This window comes from Pseudomonas sp. GW821-FHT11G12, from assembly GCF_058808055.1.
Map to the genome: position 1 here is coordinate 242,315 of NZ_JBXARH010000010.1, position 18,704 is coordinate 261,018.

20 protein-coding genes are annotated in these 18,704 nt (G+C 60.4%); 3 read left to right on the plus strand and 17 right to left on the minus strand.

Annotation, left to right across the window (positions count from 1 at the left end):
• The 3 genes from AC1RR7_RS25865 to AC1RR7_RS25875 all read right to left on the minus strand — a co-directional run bounded on the left by AC1RR7_RS25865 (position 1) and on the right by AC1RR7_RS25875 (position 2,042).
• Positions 1 to 495 (minus strand): hypothetical protein, encoded by a 495-nt coding sequence (locus AC1RR7_RS25865; RefSeq protein ID WP_493158696.1) that lies wholly within the window; start codon positions 493 to 495, stop codon positions 1 to 3.
• Positions 496 to 634: 139 nt separating this feature from the next.
• Positions 635 to 1,249 carry a hypothetical protein gene (locus tag AC1RR7_RS25870; RefSeq protein ID WP_493158697.1) on the minus strand — a complete coding sequence of 205 codons (615 nt, stop codon included), beginning with the start codon at positions 1,247 to 1,249 and terminating at the stop codon, positions 635 to 637.
• A gap of 313 nt (positions 1,250 to 1,562) precedes the next feature.
• The gene (locus tag AC1RR7_RS25875) at positions 1,563 to 2,042 is read right to left on the minus strand and encodes a GNAT family N-acetyltransferase (RefSeq protein WP_085607298.1); all 480 of its coding nucleotides are present in this window, start codon (positions 2,040 to 2,042) and stop codon (positions 1,563 to 1,565) included.
• A gap of 111 nt (positions 2,043 to 2,153) precedes the next feature.
• On the opposite strand from AC1RR7_RS25875, the gene AC1RR7_RS25880 reads away from it, so the two are divergent.
• The 3 genes from AC1RR7_RS25880 (at position 2,154) to AC1RR7_RS25890 (ending at position 4,527) form a co-directional block, all read left to right on the plus strand.
• Positions 2,154 to 2,807, plus strand: a complete 654-nt coding sequence (locus tag AC1RR7_RS25880; protein WP_493158698.1) for an HD domain-containing protein — start codon at positions 2,154 to 2,156, stop codon at positions 2,805 to 2,807.
• A 111-nt stretch (positions 2,808 to 2,918) separates the two neighbouring features.
• Positions 2,919 to 4,115 (plus strand): MFS transporter, encoded by a 1,197-nt coding sequence (locus AC1RR7_RS25885; protein ID WP_493158699.1) that lies wholly within the window; start codon positions 2,919 to 2,921, stop codon positions 4,113 to 4,115.
• Between the two features lie 82 nt (positions 4,116 to 4,197).
• Complete coding sequence (locus AC1RR7_RS25890; protein WP_096820975.1) at positions 4,198 to 4,527, plus strand: hypothetical protein; 330 nt, start codon at positions 4,198 to 4,200, stop codon at positions 4,525 to 4,527.
• Here AC1RR7_RS25890 and AC1RR7_RS25895 read toward each other — a convergent pair.
• From AC1RR7_RS25895 to AC1RR7_RS25960, 14 genes are all read right to left on the minus strand, one after another.
• Positions 4,521 to 5,450: a PfkB family carbohydrate kinase gene (locus tag AC1RR7_RS25895; RefSeq protein ID WP_493073068.1), complete on the minus strand. Its 930-nt coding sequence runs from the start codon at positions 5,448 to 5,450 to the stop codon at positions 4,521 to 4,523. The two genes, AC1RR7_RS25890 and AC1RR7_RS25895, sit on opposite strands and share 7 nt — an antisense overlap.
• Complete coding sequence (locus AC1RR7_RS25900; RefSeq protein ID WP_096820973.1) at positions 5,443 to 6,909, minus strand: purine-cytosine permease family protein; 1,467 nt, start codon at positions 6,907 to 6,909, stop codon at positions 5,443 to 5,445. The genes AC1RR7_RS25895 and AC1RR7_RS25900 overlap by 8 nt, the downstream gene beginning before the upstream one ends.
• A gap of 70 nt (positions 6,910 to 6,979) precedes the next feature.
• Positions 6,980 to 7,978, minus strand: a complete 999-nt coding sequence (locus AC1RR7_RS25905; protein ID WP_493073066.1) for an ADP-ribosylglycohydrolase family protein — start codon at positions 7,976 to 7,978, stop codon at positions 6,980 to 6,982.
• On the minus strand, positions 7,975 to 8,688 hold the full coding sequence (locus AC1RR7_RS25910) for a GntR family transcriptional regulator (RefSeq protein ID WP_096820971.1): 714 nt from the start codon (positions 8,686 to 8,688) through the stop codon (positions 7,975 to 7,977). The genes AC1RR7_RS25905 and AC1RR7_RS25910 overlap by 4 nt, the downstream gene beginning before the upstream one ends.
• A 284-nt stretch (positions 8,689 to 8,972) precedes the next feature.
• Positions 8,973 to 9,941: an L-arabinose ABC transporter permease AraH gene (gene araH / locus AC1RR7_RS25915; RefSeq protein WP_085697229.1), complete on the minus strand. Its 969-nt coding sequence runs from the start codon at positions 9,939 to 9,941 to the stop codon at positions 8,973 to 8,975.
• Between the two features lie 12 nt (positions 9,942 to 9,953).
• On the minus strand, positions 9,954 to 11,495 hold the full coding sequence (gene araG, locus AC1RR7_RS25920; protein ID WP_493158700.1) for an L-arabinose ABC transporter ATP-binding protein AraG: 1,542 nt from the start codon (positions 11,493 to 11,495) through the stop codon (positions 9,954 to 9,956).
• Between the two features lie 54 nt (positions 11,496 to 11,549).
• Complete coding sequence (locus AC1RR7_RS25925; RefSeq protein WP_493158701.1) at positions 11,550 to 12,554, minus strand: substrate-binding domain-containing protein; 1,005 nt, start codon at positions 12,552 to 12,554, stop codon at positions 11,550 to 11,552.
• A 144-nt stretch (positions 12,555 to 12,698) separates the two neighbouring features.
• Positions 12,699 to 13,517, minus strand: coding sequence for an SDR family oxidoreductase (locus tag AC1RR7_RS25930; protein ID WP_102622546.1), 819 nt, complete (start codon positions 13,515 to 13,517; stop codon positions 12,699 to 12,701).
• 270 nt (positions 13,518 to 13,787) lie between these two features.
• Positions 13,788 to 14,663 carry an SMP-30/gluconolactonase/LRE family protein gene (locus AC1RR7_RS25935; RefSeq protein WP_493158702.1) on the minus strand — a complete coding sequence of 292 codons (876 nt, stop codon included), beginning with the start codon at positions 14,661 to 14,663 and terminating at the stop codon, positions 13,788 to 13,790.
• Positions 14,664 to 14,688: 25 nt separating this feature from the next.
• The gene (locus AC1RR7_RS25940; protein WP_102622544.1) at positions 14,689 to 15,405 is read right to left on the minus strand and encodes a FadR/GntR family transcriptional regulator; all 717 of its coding nucleotides are present in this window, start codon (positions 15,403 to 15,405) and stop codon (positions 14,689 to 14,691) included.
• Positions 15,406 to 15,506: 101 nt separating this feature from the next.
• Positions 15,507 to 16,067, minus strand: coding sequence for a DUF1285 domain-containing protein (locus AC1RR7_RS25945; RefSeq protein ID WP_096820965.1), 561 nt, complete (start codon positions 16,065 to 16,067; stop codon positions 15,507 to 15,509).
• 15 nt (positions 16,068 to 16,082) lie between these two features.
• Positions 16,083 to 16,688: a DUF4823 domain-containing protein gene (locus AC1RR7_RS25950; RefSeq protein WP_007950810.1), complete on the minus strand. Its 606-nt coding sequence runs from the start codon at positions 16,686 to 16,688 to the stop codon at positions 16,083 to 16,085.
• Between the two features lie 120 nt (positions 16,689 to 16,808).
• Positions 16,809 to 17,777 carry a GTP 3',8-cyclase MoaA gene (locus AC1RR7_RS25955; RefSeq protein WP_096820964.1) on the minus strand — a complete coding sequence of 323 codons (969 nt, stop codon included), beginning with the start codon at positions 17,775 to 17,777 and terminating at the stop codon, positions 16,809 to 16,811.
• A 138-nt stretch (positions 17,778 to 17,915) separates the two neighbouring features.
• Complete coding sequence (locus AC1RR7_RS25960) at positions 17,916 to 18,554, minus strand: TetR/AcrR family transcriptional regulator (protein ID WP_007950805.1); 639 nt, start codon at positions 18,552 to 18,554, stop codon at positions 17,916 to 17,918.
• Positions 18,555 to 18,704: the final 150 nt, after the last annotated feature.

Genomic DNA, 18,704 nt, shown 5'->3' on the forward strand with positions numbered 1-18,704 from the left:
TCAGTACTCAGCGTTAGCTTTCAGCAATTCCTTGCTAGGCACTTTCATCACGTTAGAGAAGTAAGTCGTGTACGTCGTGGAGTGAACTCGAAACAAACAAACGATAGAGTCTTTTTTCATCAAGAAAGGGGCCAAAGTATCTCCTTGCAGATATCGCTCACCACCACTGCTTTTTTTAGACTCACTAAAAATGACGTCAGCCCTGTAAAGCCCCGGCTCGGCCGATACTTCCTCAACCAGACCAAATCCCGATTGCTTTATATGATGTGCTTGAGAAAAATCCAGATCATCGCTCAGCGAGCAAATCAGGCCTTGACCAATGGACGACTTGAACAAACCGAGAAGATCGATATCCGACGCAAAGTAAATCTGATAAATCCCGGTATTGCGGAGTTGCTCAACCTTTGAAATTTGCAGAGTTGCAATAGGTCGACCATGATTCAGGGAGCAGGCTGAAAGCACTAACATCAAAGCGAGAAAACATACCCATCTCATAAAAATTCAACCTTTTTGTGCGTTTCTGAATTTGCGTGCAACAGGCGCTTGATGGGCTACTCCGTGGTCACCGGAAAACGACAGAGGCGCGAGAAAGTGACTGAGGCATTGCGCGGGAATACTCAGCCAGCAAGGTTTTTTAATGTGCATCAATCGCTTGCACTAGATCGGAAGCTGGAACATGCATGACGTTAGAAACATACGCTCTATTGCCGGTAGTGTTAACTCTAAAAGCACATACTATAAATTCCCTCTTGACCAATACATCACGCAACGCCTTGCCCCCCAGAATATTTTCCTGCCCTTGCAACTCTCCTGCCTCGCGAAAAATAACCTTTGATTCGTAATGCCCTCCCGTAGTGTCATCGATAAATCTCACACTACCGCGTCCGGAACGCTTCAAATAATGCCCAATTGAAAAATCCTGATCATCTTCCAGCGCACATACGAGACCTTCCCCAATGGCGGGACCGAACAAGGCCAAAAGATCGATATCGCTGGTAAAAGTCATCAGAAAGCCGAAGCCACTCGGCGTTATCTCAACAGTTCCAAAATGCAGCGTGGCGGTGGGTCGCCCATGATTGGTGGAACATGAAACAGAAAAAATCGTTGCAAATAAAATGACAAAAAACGCTTCATTGCTCCCCCATGCACACAATAAAGTCAGAAAAATTACGATCCTTGACCTTCCAATAATCACCTTCCCCGACCCACCGGCCACGACATTGCCGTGTCCGCCGGTGCTGTCGAGCATCGCGACATCGAGGCACGAGACAAACGCACGGATGGCTTTGCCACCGAGGGGGTGATGGTGCAGAGAATGTCCACCGGTGGGCGGTGCGGGTTATCGGAGGAACCGAGGTTTCTGACCAGACCGAACAGGCGGATCGACGCCCGTAGTCCGCTCAACGCCGGTCACTCGTTGACGCAGCGAGGGCTCCACAGGCGTGGAGAAAGAGTGCCAGAGGCATTGCAGGTGTCGTCCGTGAGCGCGCAAAAATGGCGCGTAGAATGCCGGACTAGAGCGGTGATAACAATCGAATCAGCATCGGATTGCCATCACTCCCTCAGCCCTCGGCAAATTCGCGCAATACCTTGCCATCCATGCGATAGCGCACCCACTCCTCCTGTGGCTGGGCGCCGAGGGATTTGTAGAACTCGATGGCCGGAGTGTTCCAGTCCAGCACGCTCCATTCGAAGCGGCCGCAGTCGTTGGCGCAGGCGATTTTTGCGAGATGGCGCAGCAACGTTTTACCGGCGCCGCCGCCCCGTTGTTCCGGGGTGATGTAGAGGTCTTCGAGGTACAGGCAGTTGCTGCCCAGCCAGGTCGAATAGCTGAAGAAGAACACCGCGAAACCGATCGGCACACCGTCGCGCAGGCAGATCAGGCCGTGGGCGGTGGCGCCTTCGCTGAACAGGCTGCGCTCGATGTCGGCGACGCTGGCGATGACTTCGTGACGGGCCTTTTCGAAGTCTGCAAGTTCAGTGATGAACGCGAGGATTTGCGGTGCATCGCTGGGGGTCGCCGGGCGGATTTCGATCGTCATGGACGGGCCTTGTCGGAAAAAGGAAAACGCCATACTAAGGCGGCGCGCGGCGCTCGTCACATGGCAATCCACAGATTAGGCTAGCGCCGCCGAACACTCGAAAGGACGCCCATGAAAAACTTCGCTTTCTCGCCCCTCGCGGAACTCGCCGCCGAACTGCTGCCCCACGCCCTGGAACCGTCGGAGGACGGCGCTCATGACCTGTCGCACCTGCAACGGGTCTGGCATAACGCGCGCACCTTGCAGGCCGAGGAAGGTGGCGACCTTGAGGTGCTGCTCGCGTCGGTGCTGCTGCACGATTGTGTGTCCGTGGAAAAGAACTCGCCACTGCGTTCACAGGCATCGCGCCTGGCGGCGGAAAAAGCATCAACGGTGCTGGCAAACCTGAACTGGCCCGAAGAAAAAATCAGTGCAGTGATCCACGCCATCGAAGCCCACAGCTTTTCCGCCAACATCACCCCGCTAACCCTCGAAGCACGTCTGATGCAGGACGCCGACCGCCTCGACTCCCTCGGTATGCTTGGTGTCGCCCGCACCTTCTACATCGCCGGGCGCATGGGCAGCTCACTGTACGACCCGCACGATCCCGAGGCCCGGGAAAGGGACTACGACGACAAGCGATTCTGCCTCGATCATTTCCAGACCAAACTGCTGCACCTCGCCGACGGTTTCCAGACTACTGCCGGTCAACATCTGGCCCGGATTCGTCATCAACGTCTGAAGGGTTTCATGGAGCAGTTCAAGGAAGAGATCGGCGTCGTCTGAAAGCGTTACTCCGGTCATTCACGATCCTGAGTTCGCCAAGCTCAGACCTAAGCCGCAGGCCTGACGTGTTAGATAGATGACGCTCAATTTTTCCGGTCAAGGAACCGCGTCATGCCTCAAGCAACACCCCAGGTCTCGGGCAAACTGTTCGGCCTGTTCTGCCTCGCCAGTTATCTGTTGTCGCTGTCCTACGGCGCGACATTCTTGCTCTCGCTACTGATCGGTTCACGCGGCGGCAACGAGCACGATGCCGGCAGCGTGATCAGCGCAGCGATGCTCAGCACATTCGTTGCAGTGCTGGTGTCAGGGCATTTGTCCGACTGGCTGGGCGCGGCGCGTTCGATTGCGCTATTCGGGCTGTTGCTGGTGGCGGCGAGCCTGGGGTTTGCGATGACGCCAGGCTTCGGTTATTGGCTGCTGTTTTTCGGTTTGCTGCTGGGGCTGGGCTGGGGCGTTTTCTATACACTGGGGCCGATCATCGTCGCCAGTCTGGTGAGCCCGGCGCAGCGGGCGAAATACTTTGCGCTGCTGTCCGGCAGCATGATGACCGGGATCGGCAGCGGCCCGCTGCTCGGGCGTGCGGCGAGTGCGCTGGGCTTGCCGGTGACGTCGGCGTTCTATCTGGCAGCCGGGGCGAGCCTGATCGGCATGCTGCTGTTTTGGCATCTCGGCGCCCGATTGAAAGGCACGCAGGCAACATCAGTAGCACGAATTTCTTGGCAGGCGACTACTCAGGTGCTCGGCTCTCGCGCGGTGTTTCCGATCATCATGGTCGGCCTCGGCGGTTGCGTATTCGGCGGGCTGTCGAGTTTCCAGACCAGCTATGCCGCCGCCCGTTCGCTGGACTATTCGCTGTTCTTTCTGGGCTTCATGAGCGCTGCGATCAGCAGCCGGATGTTGATCGCAGGCTATGTGGTCAAGCGCGATCCGCTGCGGGCATCGTGTCTGTTATCGGGGTTGATGCTGGGCTCGATCGTGCTGTTCGCGTTCGGTGTACAAAGCGGTTTCAGCTACTTGCTGGCAGCGGTGATGCTCGGTGTCGGTTACGGCCTCACTTACTCGGTGATCAATGGACTGGCGGCCAACGAAGCGCCGGCCGGCACGACATCGCAGGCGTTGCTGCTGTTCAGTCTGGCGTACTTCATCGGTGTATTCGGCTTCCCGCTGCTGGCCGGGAAAATCATTGTCGAGCACGGCATGGCGACGCTGTTGCTGACCGTTCTGGCGGTGGCGGCGTTGAACTGGTCGATCACCCTCGGCCGTTTGCTTTGGCGCCGAATGTCAGTAGAAAGCGCACTGACGAACTGAACCGTTCGTCATTCAATCGGCACCTATGCCACGCGAGGACAGACCAAGATCAGGTAAGGATTCCAATCACTGGAGACACACCATGATCTCGTCAAGGTTGACTGCTTTCGTGTTTGCCACGCTGCTCTGCCCCGTGGCATTCGCCGCGACCGCCACGGGCACCGGCCCCACCGATCCGGTCGAACGCCCGAAGGCCCCGGCCATCCAGAGTGCGCCCGGCATGAACACCGATGGCTCGGGCGTCGAGAACGCCCTGCCGCCCGCCACCGGCACCGACCCACGCACCCAGGGCAATGATCCGGGACGTCAGGGCGGCACTCAGGGCAATCCCGTTCCGCCGGACAATTCCGGCTCCGGTATGGGCTCGAAAACCACTACCGGTGGTTCGGGTTCAGAAGGTGCCGGTCAGTAGGCGGAAGATTCGCGGATCAGCGCATCGACTTCGGCTGTGCCCGGTGCAGTCGCCGGCCCCCAACGGGTCACGGCCAACGCCGCTGCAGCATTGGCGCGCCTCGCGGCTTCATCAGCCGCCAGCCCTTGCGCCAGGCCGGCAACGAACACGCCGGCATGGGCATCGCCCGCGCCGTTACTGTCCACCGCCTGCACCTTGAAACCCGGCACATGCCGGCGTTCGCCGTGCTGATGAATCCAGCAACCCTGCGGCCCGTCGCGCACCACCATCAGCACACCCTGCGGCAGGTGCACGGCCAACCGGTCCAGCGCGGTTTCGATGTCCGTCGCGCCAGTGAAACGCAAGGCTTCGACACTGTTGCTGGTCCACACATCGATGCGCGGCAGCAACGCCTGCATCATCGGTGAGTCCGGCGATTCCACCAGCGGGCCCGGATCGAACACCACGTTGATCGTCTTCGGCAACGCCAGCGTCCAGTCCAGCAACGCCTGGGCCTTGCCGCTGTGCAGAAGGCTGTAGCCGCTGACGTAGACATAGTCGCCCGCCTCGGCTGCAACGCTGTTCAGCTCCGCCGCCGTCACTTCACCTTCGGCGCCGATGTAGGAAATGAAACTGCGCTCGGCCGACGCATCGGTCAGCGCCACGCAGATGCCGGTGTCGCGCTCTGCAGGCTGCTCGATGCCGACGCGGATACCTTCGGCGTGCATCGCCTGCCGCGCCAGATCACCGAAACGACCATTGCCGTGGCGACCGAGATAGACCACCGGCAAGCCGTTGCGCGCAGCGGCGGCCATCACATTGAAGCCGCCGCCGGCTTCGAAACTGGCGGACTGCGCCAGCACGTCGCCGCCGATTTGCGGCAGCGCCTCCACGGCCATGACCAGGTCGATGATGACCTGGCCGGTGTGCAACATCTTAGGCATGAGCATTCTCGACTTGCGCGGCGCGGCGGTCTTTCGCCCCGCCGAGTACGAAGTACAGGCCACCGGCGACCACAAACGTCACGATCCAGCCGAGGCCGTTGTGGCCCAGCCATGAGTCGGACAGGAAGCCCTTGAACCAGACATTCTCGGCGGTCGTACCGATGGTGGTGAAACTGAAGCCCAGCACGATGGCAATCGCCCACGCACCGAATGCGCGCCACTCGATGCCGCCGCTGTACCAGTAGGCGCTGCTCGGGCTGACGTCGAGCAGGTCTTTCGGGCTGTAGTAGTGACGGTGAATCAGGTCGACCACGAAGATCCCGACCCACGCGGTGATCGGCACCGCCAGCAGGGAAATAAAGGTAATGAACGGGCCGTAGAAACTGTCGGCGATCAGCATGAAGTAGATAGAACCGGCGAAGATCGCGACGATATCGACCACCACCGCGTAAACGCGTTTGACCTTCAGGCCGAGGGTCAGCGTGGTCAGACCGGCGGAGTACACCGAGAGGTTGTTCGATAACAGCAAGCCACCGAATGCGGTGATCAGGTACGGCACGGCCATCCAGGTCGGCAGCATGTCGCGGATCGCCACGATCGGGTCGGTCGCCGATGCCAGATCGTTGTTGCCCACCGACAGCAGGCCACCGAGGGTGATCAGCAACACCAGCGGAATCCCCGCACCGAACGCCGCCGAAGCCACCAGTCGCACGGCTTTGACGCTGCGATGCTGATAGCGCGACATGTCGGCACCGGCGTTGGCCCAGCCGATCCCGGTGCCGGCCGCCATGGTGCCGATACCGATGATCATCGCGCTCATCGGTGCTGGCGTGGCGTTGAACACCGCGCTCCAGTCGATGGTCGCGCAGAGGAAGCCGCCGACCAGAATGTTCAGCGCGCCGAACACGTAGGTCGCCCACTTCTGGATCACCAGCAACGTGGCGTGGCCGAGTCCGGACACCGACAAGGTCAGCAACACGAAAATCGCGATGAAGACCAGGGTCAACACCGGCGCGCTTTTGGCTTCTACCGGCGAGCCGAACAGGATCGAGCACAACGACAACAGCACGAACGCAGCGGTAGTGGTGTTGACGGTTTCCCAGCCCAGGCGCGACATCAGCGACACCAGCGTCGGGCCGATATTGCCGCGCACACCGAAGATCGCCCGGGACAGGGTCAGGCTCGGCGCACGACCGCGACGGCCGGCAATCGAGATGATCCCCACCACCGCGAACGAACCGGCAGCGCCGAGAATCGCAACGATGATCGCCTGCCAGATCGCCAGGCCGCGAAACGCAACCAGCGTGGCGCCCAGCGGCAGGCCGAGGATGGAAATGTTGGCCGCAAACCAGACCCAGAACAGTTGCAGCGGATGACCGTTGCACTCGCCTTCCGGCACCGGCTCGATGCCACGGGTTTCCAGTTGCCCGGCGCTTTGCCCGGCGTTCGATGAACTCATGAGAGATGCTCCTGTTGCCATTGTTGTGGTTGTCGGCAAGACAGATGGTTGACGTGTGGCGGGCGGCGTTTCAGCGCAGCGCGAGGAGTCCTTTCACCAACGGTTCCAGCTCCAGATCATTGACGGTTTTGACGATTTCAATCATCGCCGCCGGCCAGCTCTGAAGACCCAGGCAGGCCCCGAGCATGGCGCCGAGAATCGCGGCGATGGTATCGGTGTCGCCACCCAGGCTGGCGGCCATGCACAGCGCGTCGAACGGCGTCATTTCACCGACCGCGACTTGCTGCGCGAGGGCGAACGACACCACCACCGATTCCTGCGAGGCCACCGATGTACCGATCACGTCGTACAGCAGATCCGCGAGCAGCACCGGGTCGCTTTCAACGCTGATGCTGCGCGCCCAACTGATCCGCGACGCGATGCGCCCACCGGCCACCCAGTGCCCATGCGCTTCCGCTTGCTGGGCAATCTGCTGGCCGAGGTTCAGCGCCTCGCCCAGATCCAGACCGTTGATGCCGGCCGAGACCACCGCCGCCACCGCTGCCGCGCTGGAAATCCCCAGCGTGGTGTTGTGAGTGACCTGACACGCCTGCACCACCGCCGCGATAAAACGCTCGGAGTCGGCGACATCGGCGGCGATCCCCACCGGGGTGATGCGCATCGCCGCGCCGTTGGTGGTGCCGTAGCGCCCGGCCTCTTCAGGCGAATGGCCGGCGAGGATCATTTCGATTGCACGTTTGGTCGACGGGCCGAGCAAGTCCTGCGAGCCCTTGGCCTGCATCTCGGCTTCCCATTCGATCAGCCGTTGCGCGAGTACCGCCGGCTCGATCCGGCCCTTGCCTTCGACCAGCAACTCGCCCACCAGAATCGCCTGTTCGGTGTCATCGGTGATCGAGCCTTTGGGCATGTTCGCGGCAATCGGTTGCAAGGGGCCGGCGTCTTGCAGGTCGGTGATCTGGCCGAAGCGCTGCCTGATCGTTTCGCGGTTCAGGGATTGCGTCGGCATGCCCAGCGCATCGCCGAGGGCCAGGCCATAAAACGCGCCCAGGGCACGGTCGAGGGCGGTCATTTCGATTCTCCAAATTGCAGGTGCAGACGGAAATGCACCGGATCAAGCAGGCTTTCGACCAGTTCCATGAAGCGGTTCTGCCGGTCGTAGGTGGTGCGCAGTGCCTTGAGGAACACCGTGCCTTCAGGACGGCCGAGCAGCTCAGCATCGACAGCGTTGAGCGGTTCGGCGCCGATCCACTGATCGCCGCGCTCGCCGATGTAGCCGTAGGCCGCCAGGGTGACGGTCAGCGAATTGTCGATCAGGCCGACACGCGGCAGGCTTTCCAGGCCTCCGGTGGCGGGCATCAATGAGCGTTCGAGCGACACCAGCGTGCCATCGTTGGAACGGCGACGACGATCGAGAGTGATGAATTGGTCGGTGCCGAAGCGCGGCAGCAGATCGGGCCGGGTCACGGCTTCCAGGCGCAGCACTTCGGTGTTGATGAACGCCCCGCTGTCGGCCAGAGCCTGAGCCCAGCCGCTGCGCTGATCGAGCACCACACCGTCAAACGTGACGATGGAGCCGACCCCGCTTTGCGTGGCGATGTAATTGCGCCGCTTCAGTTCGGCCAGCGCTTCGCGCAACGTGCCACGGCTGACGTTGAATTCCTGAGCCAACTGATGCTCGCCGGGCAACAGAAAGCCGTCCTCCATGAGGCCGCTTTCGATGCGCCGGACGAGCTCGTCGACCACCCGTTGTTTCTTGTCAAATCGTACCTGTCTAATCATGTACAAAGTGATAACTGAAACGGGGTTGGGTGGGCAAGGGAAATTTTGGGTGGGGTGACGGAAGGCGGGAGATCAAAAGCTTTCCCTCACCCTAGCCCTCTCCCGGAGGGAGAGGGAACTGAATGGGGGATATTCGGGAGGTACGTCGACCTGAAAAGGCTTTGCCGAATCCATAATCGACCGGATGTTTCAGGTCGATGTACAGCGCAAGACACCTCGGTCAGCTCCCTCTCCCTCCGGGAGAGGGCTGGGCGGGCGGCGTTCCGATGAGGGAGCTCTTGATCTTAGCGTTGCTTGAGACGATCGATAACCACAGCCAACAGCAGAATCGAACCCCGAATCACATACTGATAAAACGTGTCGATATTCTTCAGGTTCATCGCATTCTCGATAATCGCCAGAATCAAGACCCCGGCAATCACATGCCGGATCATCCCGATCCCGCCACTCAGCGACACCCCGCCCAGCACGCAAGCCGAAATAACCGTCAGCTCAAACCCCTGCCCGATCATCGGCTGACCCGAAGTCATCCGCGAAGCCAGAATCACCCCCGCCAGCGCACCAATCACCCCATGCACCGCGAAGATGATGATCTTCGTGCGATCAACATTCACGCCTGCCAGCAACGCCGCTTCCTGGTTGCCCCCGATGGCCATGGTGTTGCGCCCATAGGTCGTGTAATTCAGCAACCAGCCGAAGAACAGGAAGCAGACGATAGTGATCAGGATCGGCACCGGCACACCAAACAACTGGCCGTTGCCAAACACGAAGAACGACTCCTGCGATACGCCCACCGCTTTGCCGTTGGCAAAAATGTAGGCCAGGCCACGGACGATCTGCATGGTCGCCAGCGTCGTGATCAACGCGTTGACCCGCAACTTGGCGATCACGATGCCGTTGATCAAACCGACGATCAGCCCCATCACCAGCGCGGCGCTGACGCCGAGAAACACGCTGTTGGTATCGCGCATCACCACCGCCGCAACCACCCCGGCGCAGGCAATCACCGAACCCACCGACAAATCGAAATGCCCCGACGCCAGGCAATACAACATGGTGCACGCGGCGATACCGGTGGTGGAAATCGCCAGGCCCAGGCCACGCATGTTCAGCGGCGAGAGGAAGTTGTCGATCAGCAAGGTGCAGGCGAGGAAGATCCCGACCGCCGCCAGCAACATTACCCAGTCATCGAGGAAGCGCCGCATATCCAGCGGTTTGCGCGCGGTCGGCAGGGTTTCGTTTTGGGTTGTCATCATAGTCACCTCTCAGTTCGCCACGCCGTCAGCGCGGTGGCGCGGCAAAGCCAGTTGCAGCAAGTTGGATTCGTTGGCCTGGTCGCGGCTGACTTCGCCACGCAGGGCGCCCTCGCACAGCACCAGAATGCGGTCGGAAATACCCATCACTTCCATCAGATCACTGGACACCACGATCACCGAAATGCCGTCGGCGGCCAGGTTATGGATGATCTGGTAGATCTCGGCCTTGGCGCCGATGTCGATGCCCCGGGTCGGCTCGTCGAGCAGCAGGACTTTCATCGGCATCGACAGCCAGCGGCCGAGAATCGCCTTCTGCTGGTTGCCGCCGGAGAGGAACTTGATCTGTTGCCCGGCGTGGGGCGTTTTCACTTTCAGGGCCTTGATCTGTTTGTCGGCGTTGCCCTTTTCCCAGATCCCGCGCAGCAGGCAACCGAGCCCTGAGTTCGCGCCGCGCGCACTGATGTTAATGTTCTCGGCGACGCTGGCGAGCGGGATGATGCCTTCCTTCTTGCGGTCCTCCGGGCACAGCAGAATCCCGGCGGCAATCGCATCGCGGGGCGAACGCAGCTTCAGTTCATGGCCGCGCAATTCCAGGCGCCCGGCGGTGTTGCGTTCCAGGCCGCTGAGCAACCGGAACAGCTCGGTGCGCCCTGCCCCGACCAGTCCGAACAGGCCAAGGATTTCGCCTTTGTGCGCATCGAAACTGATTGGCTCGCGCAGGCCCGGGCCGAGCAATCCGTCGACTCTCAGCGCCACCGCACCGCGCGGGCGACCGCGATAATCGTAGATGTCCTGAATGTCGCGCCCGACCATGCAAGTCACCAGTTGATCGTGGGTCAACTGGGTCATGTCGTCGAAAGTGCGCACGTAGCGACCGTCCTTGAACACCGTCACCGCGTCGCAGATGCGGAACACTTCTTCCATGCGATGGGAGACGTAGAGCACCACTTTGCCCTCGTCGCGCAGCCGGCCGATGATCGCCATCAACCGGTCGATTTCCCGTGCCGAGAGGCTGCTGGTCGGTTCGTCGAAGGCAATCACATGGGCGCCACGGGACAACGCCTTGGCGATTTCCACCAGTTGCCGCTGGCCGAGGGACAGGCGCCCGACCTTGGTCTGCGGATCGATTTCATCGGCCAGACCTTTGAGACAAGCCAAGGCTTGTTGACGCAGCGCACCGCGATTGATCAGACCGAAACTGGCCGGCAGGTGGCCGAGGAACAGGTTCTCGGCCACGGTCATTTCCGGCACCAGATGCAGCTCCTGGTGAATCACAGCCACGCCGCTGCCGATGCTGTCGGCGGTGGACTTGAAGGCCATCGTCCGTTCGCCGATCTGCAGCTGGCCGCTGCTGGGAATGTAGGCGCCACCGAGGATTTTCAGCAGCGTCGATTTGCCGGCGCCGTTCTCGCCCATCAAGGCGTGCACCTGCCCGGGATGGGCGACGAAGCTGATGCCGTCCAGCGCCTTCACCCCGGGGAAGGTCTTGCCGATCCCGTTGAAGCGCAGACTGCCGGCACTGTGTTGTTGTGTTTGTACTTGCGCGTGCATTTAAGCCACCTCTTCACACCGATGACAGCCCGGTTGCCCGGGCCGCCGCTGCCGTCAGTTCCACAGGCCGATCTTTTCCAGCTCTTGCTTGAAGTTCTCGCGGGTGATCAGGGTGACGTCGTCCATCGCGGTGTACTTCGGCGGTTCTTTGCCGGTGGTGACCCACTCGTACATCATGCTGGCGGTGTTGTAGCCCTCGATGTGCGGGCTCGGCAGCATCGAACCGTAGAAGCCGCTGTTGGGCTTTTTCAGCTCGCCGATCGCGTCGGTGCCGTTGATGCCGATGCCGATCACGTTGGCGGCGGCAAACCCGGCGGCTTCGGTGGCGCGCACGCCGCCGAGCACGGTGTTGTCGTTCATGCCGCCGATGATCAGGTTCTTCGCCGCGCCCGGCAGCTTGACCAGCGCCGAGTTGGTGGCGTCCATGCTGCCCGGTACGTCGAGGGTTTTCAGGGCGGCGGTCAGGATGTGAGCTTTCGGCAGGCCGGCATCTTCAAGCGCTTTCATCGAGCCGTCGGTGCGCTTCTTGCCGGTGTCGAGTTCGTTGTAGGTGTTCACAACGGCGTAGGTGTCTTTCCAGTCCCAGTTACGCTTTTTCGCTTCGGCGGCCATGGCGGCGCCCTGCTTCTGGCCGACTTCGAACGCGGCCATGCCGAGGTACGGCACCTCTTCCATGAACTTGCCGTTGGCGTCGACGAAACGGTCGTCCACGGCAATCACTTTCAGGTCATTGAGTTTGGCCTTGGCCATGATCGCAGGGCCGAGGGATACGTCCGGCGGGCAGATCACAAAGCCCTTGGCACCGTTGGCCGCGAGGCTGTCGATGGCCGAGAGGGTTTTCTCGCCGTCCGGCACGGCGATCTTGATCAGCTCGAAGCCTTTGTCCTTGGCCGCTTTTTCTGCGAAGGCCCATTCAGTCTGGAACCACGGCTCTTCGGCCTGCTTGACCAGAAAACCGATCTTCACCGGATCGGCGGCCAGCAGCGAACCGCTCAGGCTGAACGCAGTGGCCGCCAGCGCGGCACTGCACAGGGTACGAATCCCGAAACGACGTTTCATAAGCAGACTCCTTGTTATTTTTCTTGAGCGTTATTTGAAAAGCGTTGAAGCGGTCGAAGCATGTTTCTGTCAATCATCAGGACAATAGTCATATCGTATGATGATTGGATTTCAGGCGGACCTTGCCACCTGGAATCCGGTTCTTCAGTCGTGGTACATCACCGAGCGACCACCATCGATGGTGATGCACGAGGCGTTGATGAACGGCGCTTCGTCGCTGGCCAGGAACACGGCCGTCATCGCCACTTCGATCGGTTGGCCGATGCGTTTGGGCGGATGCAGGTCAAAGGCGCGCTGGCGTTCAGCGTGCGGGTCGGCGAAGCCGTTCCAGTAATCGACGTTGAGCTGGGTTTCGATGTAGCCCGGGGCGATGGCGTTGACGCGAATACCCTTCGGCGCGTACTCGATGCCCAGCGCGCGGGTCAGCCCGAGCAGGCCATGTTTGGCCACCGGGTACGGGAAGCAGCCGGGAATGATGTTCGTGGAATGGGTCGAGGCAATGTTGATAATGCTGCCGATGCCTTGCTCGATCATCTGCGGCAACACGGCCTTGCAGCCATACCAGGCGCCGTCGAGGTCGATGGCAAAGCAGCGGCGCCAGTCTTCTTCGGTCATTTCCAGCGGATCGCGGAACACGTTGACGCCGGCGCAATTGACCAGCACGTCGATACGACCGTGCAGCTCGATGGCCAGTTTGGCCATGGCGTGCAGATCCTGCTGACGCGAGACGTCGGCCTTGATCGCTTGCACATCGGCGCCCTGCTCGCGCCAGTGCGCAGCGACCTTCTCGACCTTTTCAGCCTGGATATCGCTGATCACCAGCTTTGCCTGCTGGGAGGCGAAGGTCGCGACGATGGCTTCGCCGATGCCTTGAGCGGCGCCGGTCAGCAACACAACCTTGTTTTTCAGACGCTCGCCTTTGGGTGGCTCGGGCACTGGCGGCAAGGAAAGGGGTTCAGCCATGAATCAGGACTCCTGTTCGAAAGCATAAAAAAACCGGGCATCTGACGATGTCCGGTCTGGAAGGCTTCTGGAACGCAACAGGCGAGCGCCGCTGACGGCATCGGGCCGTTGCGGGACGCTGACTCCGCTGGGGAGTGCGATAGAGATTCGCTGCATCACTTCACCTGTTTTGTTCTTTTTAAGTGTGAGTGCGTGTTACTGCTGGAGCCGACTATAAACCCGACCGCCAAATAATCTCAATATATAATTTTGCATCCCATATTTTGGGATTTAACTGGCGAATCGCGTACAGAGCTTTCCTGCGACGTCCACTCGTAGCGACAGCACGGCGCCATCCAGCGGGTGGTTCAGCAGACTTTTGGCGCTGGTGATGTACAGGGTTTTCAGATCGGCGCCCCCGAATACGCAACTGGTCGGGCGGCTGATCGGCAGGTCGATCTTGCGGTCGATCTGGCCATCCGGTGTCAGGCGCAGCAGGCAGCTGCCGTCCCAGCGGGCGTTCCAGATATAGCCTTCGGCGTCCATCGCCGAACCGTCCGGGCCACCGTTCTGATCGGCGCTGTACCAAGACCGGGCCGTGTCGAGGTTGCCGTCGGTGTGGATGAAATAGCGATACAAGGTGCTGTCGAGGCTATCGCCGAACAACAGCGTGGTGCCGTCGTCACTCCAGAGCAGCGTGTTGGGAATCCCCAGGCCACGCAGCAATGGCGTGACTCGTTTATCCGGATCAATCCGGAACAACCCACCGGAACGACGGGTGATCGGCAGATCTTCGCCCTGCTCGCCGATGTTGTTTTGCATGGTGCCGAGCCACAAGCGGCCCTGGCCATCGCAACGCGCTTCGTTGGCGCGGTTACCCGGTTGCGGGTCGGCGACGCAGAACAGCGTCAGCCGCGGCTCAAGTCCGGGGGAATCCAGGTCGATTCGGTAGACGCCGCTGCTCAGGGTCACCAGCGCGTCGCCGCTGGCGCAGGGGATGAACGCCGAGACGTGTTCCGGCATCTGCCAGATCTGCACGTTCTGCCCGATCAGGCGCAGCGCCTGCTTGCCGGCGATGTCGACCCAGTACAGCGCCTGGGTCGGTGCGTCCCAGAACGGGCCTTCGCCCAGTTGCGCCCGATGCTCTGTCACCGCAGTCCACGTCATGCAACCTCCTGTCTTGTTGTTTTTGTCAGCTGGCTTTTTTGTCGGCCATCACCTGCGGGTAGAACCGCTTGATGGCCAGGTCGGCATTGTCGATCAGGGTCATGCAGGCCCACACCCCGCGCGCGGCATCCCGGGCGGCGATGGCGTCGGCCATGTCTTTGTGGATGGGCAAGGTGCGGCGCAATTCGTCGGGGTCGGCCGCGGACACTTCGAAGGACACCGCGAGCAGCGCGCCGAGGGCCGGCACCATTTGCTCGATGAATTGATTGTGGCTGGCGGCCAGAATGCACTCGTGGAAGAACTGGTCGGCACGGTTGTAATCGATCCCGCTGTCCACCGCCTTCTCCAGGGCGTTGTAGGCCTGCTGCACGGCTTGCACCTGTTCGACGGTCGCCCGCTCGCAGGCCCAGCGCACCGCCATCGGTTCGATGGTGCGGCGCAGGTCGAGCAGGTCATCGACGAAGTTTTCCGGCAGGCCGCTGCGCGACAGCCAACCCACGACTTGCGGGTCGAACAGGTTCCAGCGCTTGATCGGCAAGACCCGCGTGCCGACTTTGGGCCCGACTTCGAGCATGCCTTTGGCGACGAGGGTCTTGATCGCTTCGCGGATCACGGTGCGGCTGACACCGAGCTGTTCGCCCAGATCGGCCTCGACTTTGATCGCCTGCCCCGGTTTTACCTGGCCGGCGGCAATCCAGGCGCCCAGCCAGTCAACCGTTGATGCGTGAAAACTGCTCGACATGGATACCCCGAAGCCGTTCGCTGTGGTTGCCCAAGCTAATCATCATACGATTGAGAGTCAACGACAAAAAACCGCAGCCTGCTTTCACAGACTGCGGTTTCTTAGGGTTCGAGGCCGATGCGGAAGAACTCGCCGCCACTCCAGACGCCGAGCCAGCGCTGGCCATCGATTTCACGGCTGACAGCCAGCTCCACCAATTGGTAGAACACGTTGCGGTGGATCAGCGCTTCGAGATTGGTGCGTACATGCACGTAGGGCGCAGGTTCTTGCGTCGTCGGATCGATCTCGACCCGGATCGGATGCTCCGGGCCGGCCTCGGTGGTTTCATCGACGTTAGTGGTAAAGCGCAGCAGTTGCGCCTCACCCTCGCCTTCCACCTCGACGGCAATCGCCACGAATGGCGCGTCATCGACCTTGATCCCGACTTTCTCGACCGGAGTAATCAGGAAATAGTCATCACCATCGCGGCGGATGATCGTGGAGAACAACTTGACCATCGGCTTGCGCCCGATCGGCGTACCCAGGTAATACCAGGTGCCATCACGGGCGATGCGCATGTCGATGTCGCCGCAGAAATCCGGGTTCCACAAGTGCACCGGCGGCAAGCCTTTGGTTTTGGGGATTTGCCCCAGCAGGTCATTGGCTTTTTGCGGGCCACTCATGGCGTACTCCTTGAATTACTGGTCCCCGACGCCCAGCAAGCTGCGCGCGTATTGCGCCAGCGGTGGGCCGATCAGGTCTTCGGGCTTGTTGTCGTGGAACGTCAGTAAACCGCCACGACTCTTGATCCGTGCAGTATCAATCAAATACTGGGTGCTGGTCTCGATCAACATGATCTGAATCACGCCGCCGTCGATACCGAGGCGATCCACGGCTTCCTGATCCAGCCATTCATCGGAGTTGCCGATGCGGTCGTCAGCCTTGGCGAAACGGGTGTACAGCAGGTAGTGAGCACCGGCATCACGGGCCTCGCCCATCGCCTGGTCGAGGCCTTCCGGCGCACGGGCGCGGCGGACCATCGGGAAGTATTCGACGAAGCCTTTGAAGGCCTCTTCAGCGACTACGTTGGGACGCGGGTAAGAACCACCCGGCGGCGCGAACGAACCCTGCGCGATGTAGATGAACGAATCCGGCTGAATGCGGAAATTGTTTACGCGGCGGCTGTCGCTGTGATCCAGCAGACCTGCGTCGCTCATCTGGTAGCGAGTCCCTTCGGCCATGTCACTGACAGTCATACAGCCGCCCAGCGCCAAAACGGCCAGCAGCAAAACCAGGCTACGCATCCTAATCCTCCAGAAGCCGGTGACGGAAAACCGGCGAATGGCCGTAGGATGCAGCTTTTGCGCCAGTCCTTGGAAATGTGCAGGTATCCGGTTTGAAATAGATTTTTGGTGGCGAGAGATTTAGCCGCCAATGATCTTCATGACGGTGGCGCCGCCGGAGAACGCGACTTCCTGCTTGTCGCCCAAGGCTTTGACCAGCAATCGTTGCAACGCTGGCAGCGCCTCGTGGCGCGGCTTGTCGAGCAGGTCACCGACGTAGTGACGGTTGCTCGATGACAGGCAACCATGCAGCCATCCGGTGGATGACAAGCGCAGTCGCGAGCAGGTTCGGCAGAACGGTACGCTTTCGTTGGCGATCACACCAAAGTTGCCGAGACCGGGAATTGCATAGCGAACAGCGGTGGCGTCCACCGGCGCGTCGGTTTGCGCGTACTCGTAATGTTCGCCGATCAGGCTCAGCAACTGTTGCAGGCTGACGAACTGTTGCAGGAAGGCATTGGAATCGGTGGCCAGGTGGCCCATGCGCATCAGCTCGATGAAGCGCAGTTCAAAGCCGCGCTCAAGGCAGTAATCGAGCAGCGGCATCACCTGGTCGAGGTTCTGCCCGCGCAACGGCACCATGTTGACCTTGATCTTCATTCCCGCCGCTGCAGCCTGATCCATGCCGTCGAGCACGGTGGCCAGATCGCCGCCACGGGCAATGCTTCGGAACGCGCCGGCGTCCAGGGTATCGAGGGAAACGTTGATCCGTCGCAGGCCGGCATCGACCAGCAGCGGGAGTTTTTTCGCCAGGAGCTGGCCGTTGGTGGTCAGACTGATGTCTTCCAGGCCCATCTTGCCGACGGCGCTCATGAAGGATTCGAGCTTGGGACTGACCAGCGGCTCGCCGCCAGTGATGCGCAGGCGCTCGATGCCGGCGGCTTCGATCAGATAGGCAACGCCGCGTGCCATGGCCTCGGCCGACAGTTCATCCTGCGCAGCCACCAGCCGCTTGCCGTTGGGCACGCAGTAGGTACAGGCGTAATTGCAGGCGGAGGTCAGACTGATCCGCAAATTGCGAAAACGCCTGCCTTGACGGTCAACGATCATGAAGCACTCCGGCGATGGAAAATCGAGCGACTAAAACTTGACTCACAATTCAAGTTTTAGCAAGCCCTATGCCTGAGTATATTCCTGCGGTACTGCGCCATGTAGCGAAAAACACGGCGCATAAGGCGACTGAATGATTCAGCTGCTTGGCGTTTCAGGGTCGCGCTTGCGCTTGTTGCCCATGCGCACGCCGATGTCCATCAGGAACTGGAAGAAACCTTCCTGATCTTCCAGCACGTTGCTCCAGAACGGCGAGTGATACAGCGCCACAGCGCCGTGCACCAGCGCCCAGGATGCGCAGTAATGGAAGTACGGCGGCACGTCTTCGAGCTTGCCTTCGCTGATGCGGCCCTTGATGAGCAGGGTCAGACGTTCGAAGTTCGAGGCACGGATCTTGTGCAGCTCCTCGACCATCTCCGGGACCTGATTGCCCTTGACCACCTTCTCTTCCAGGCGATCGAACAGGCGATAGCGCTGCGGGTCGCGCATGCGGAATTCAAAGTAGGCACGGGACAGGGCTTCCTTGTCCTTGTCGACATCGGCCGAATGCAACAGCTCGTTCAAGTCGCGCTCGTAATCGAGCATCAGGCGCAGATAGATTTCCGCCTTGGACTTGAAGTGCTTGTAGATCGTGCCTTTGCCGATACCCACGGCATCAGCAATCATCTCGACGGTGACACTGTCTTCACCTTGTTCGAGGAACAGCTTGAGCGCGGTATCGAGAATTTCTTGCTCGCGGCGACGAAACTCACGGACCTTACGAGGTTCTTTGTGCATAAGAAAAGGTCTGTAGGGGTCAAAATTCGAAGCCGCGTATTATGCCTAACTTGCGCAAAAATGCACGGATCATCCGACCATATCTGTGTTTCTTGTTCATTTCACGAACGTTTCGGGGGGAATGAGAACATAACCGAAGCGAACGTATTC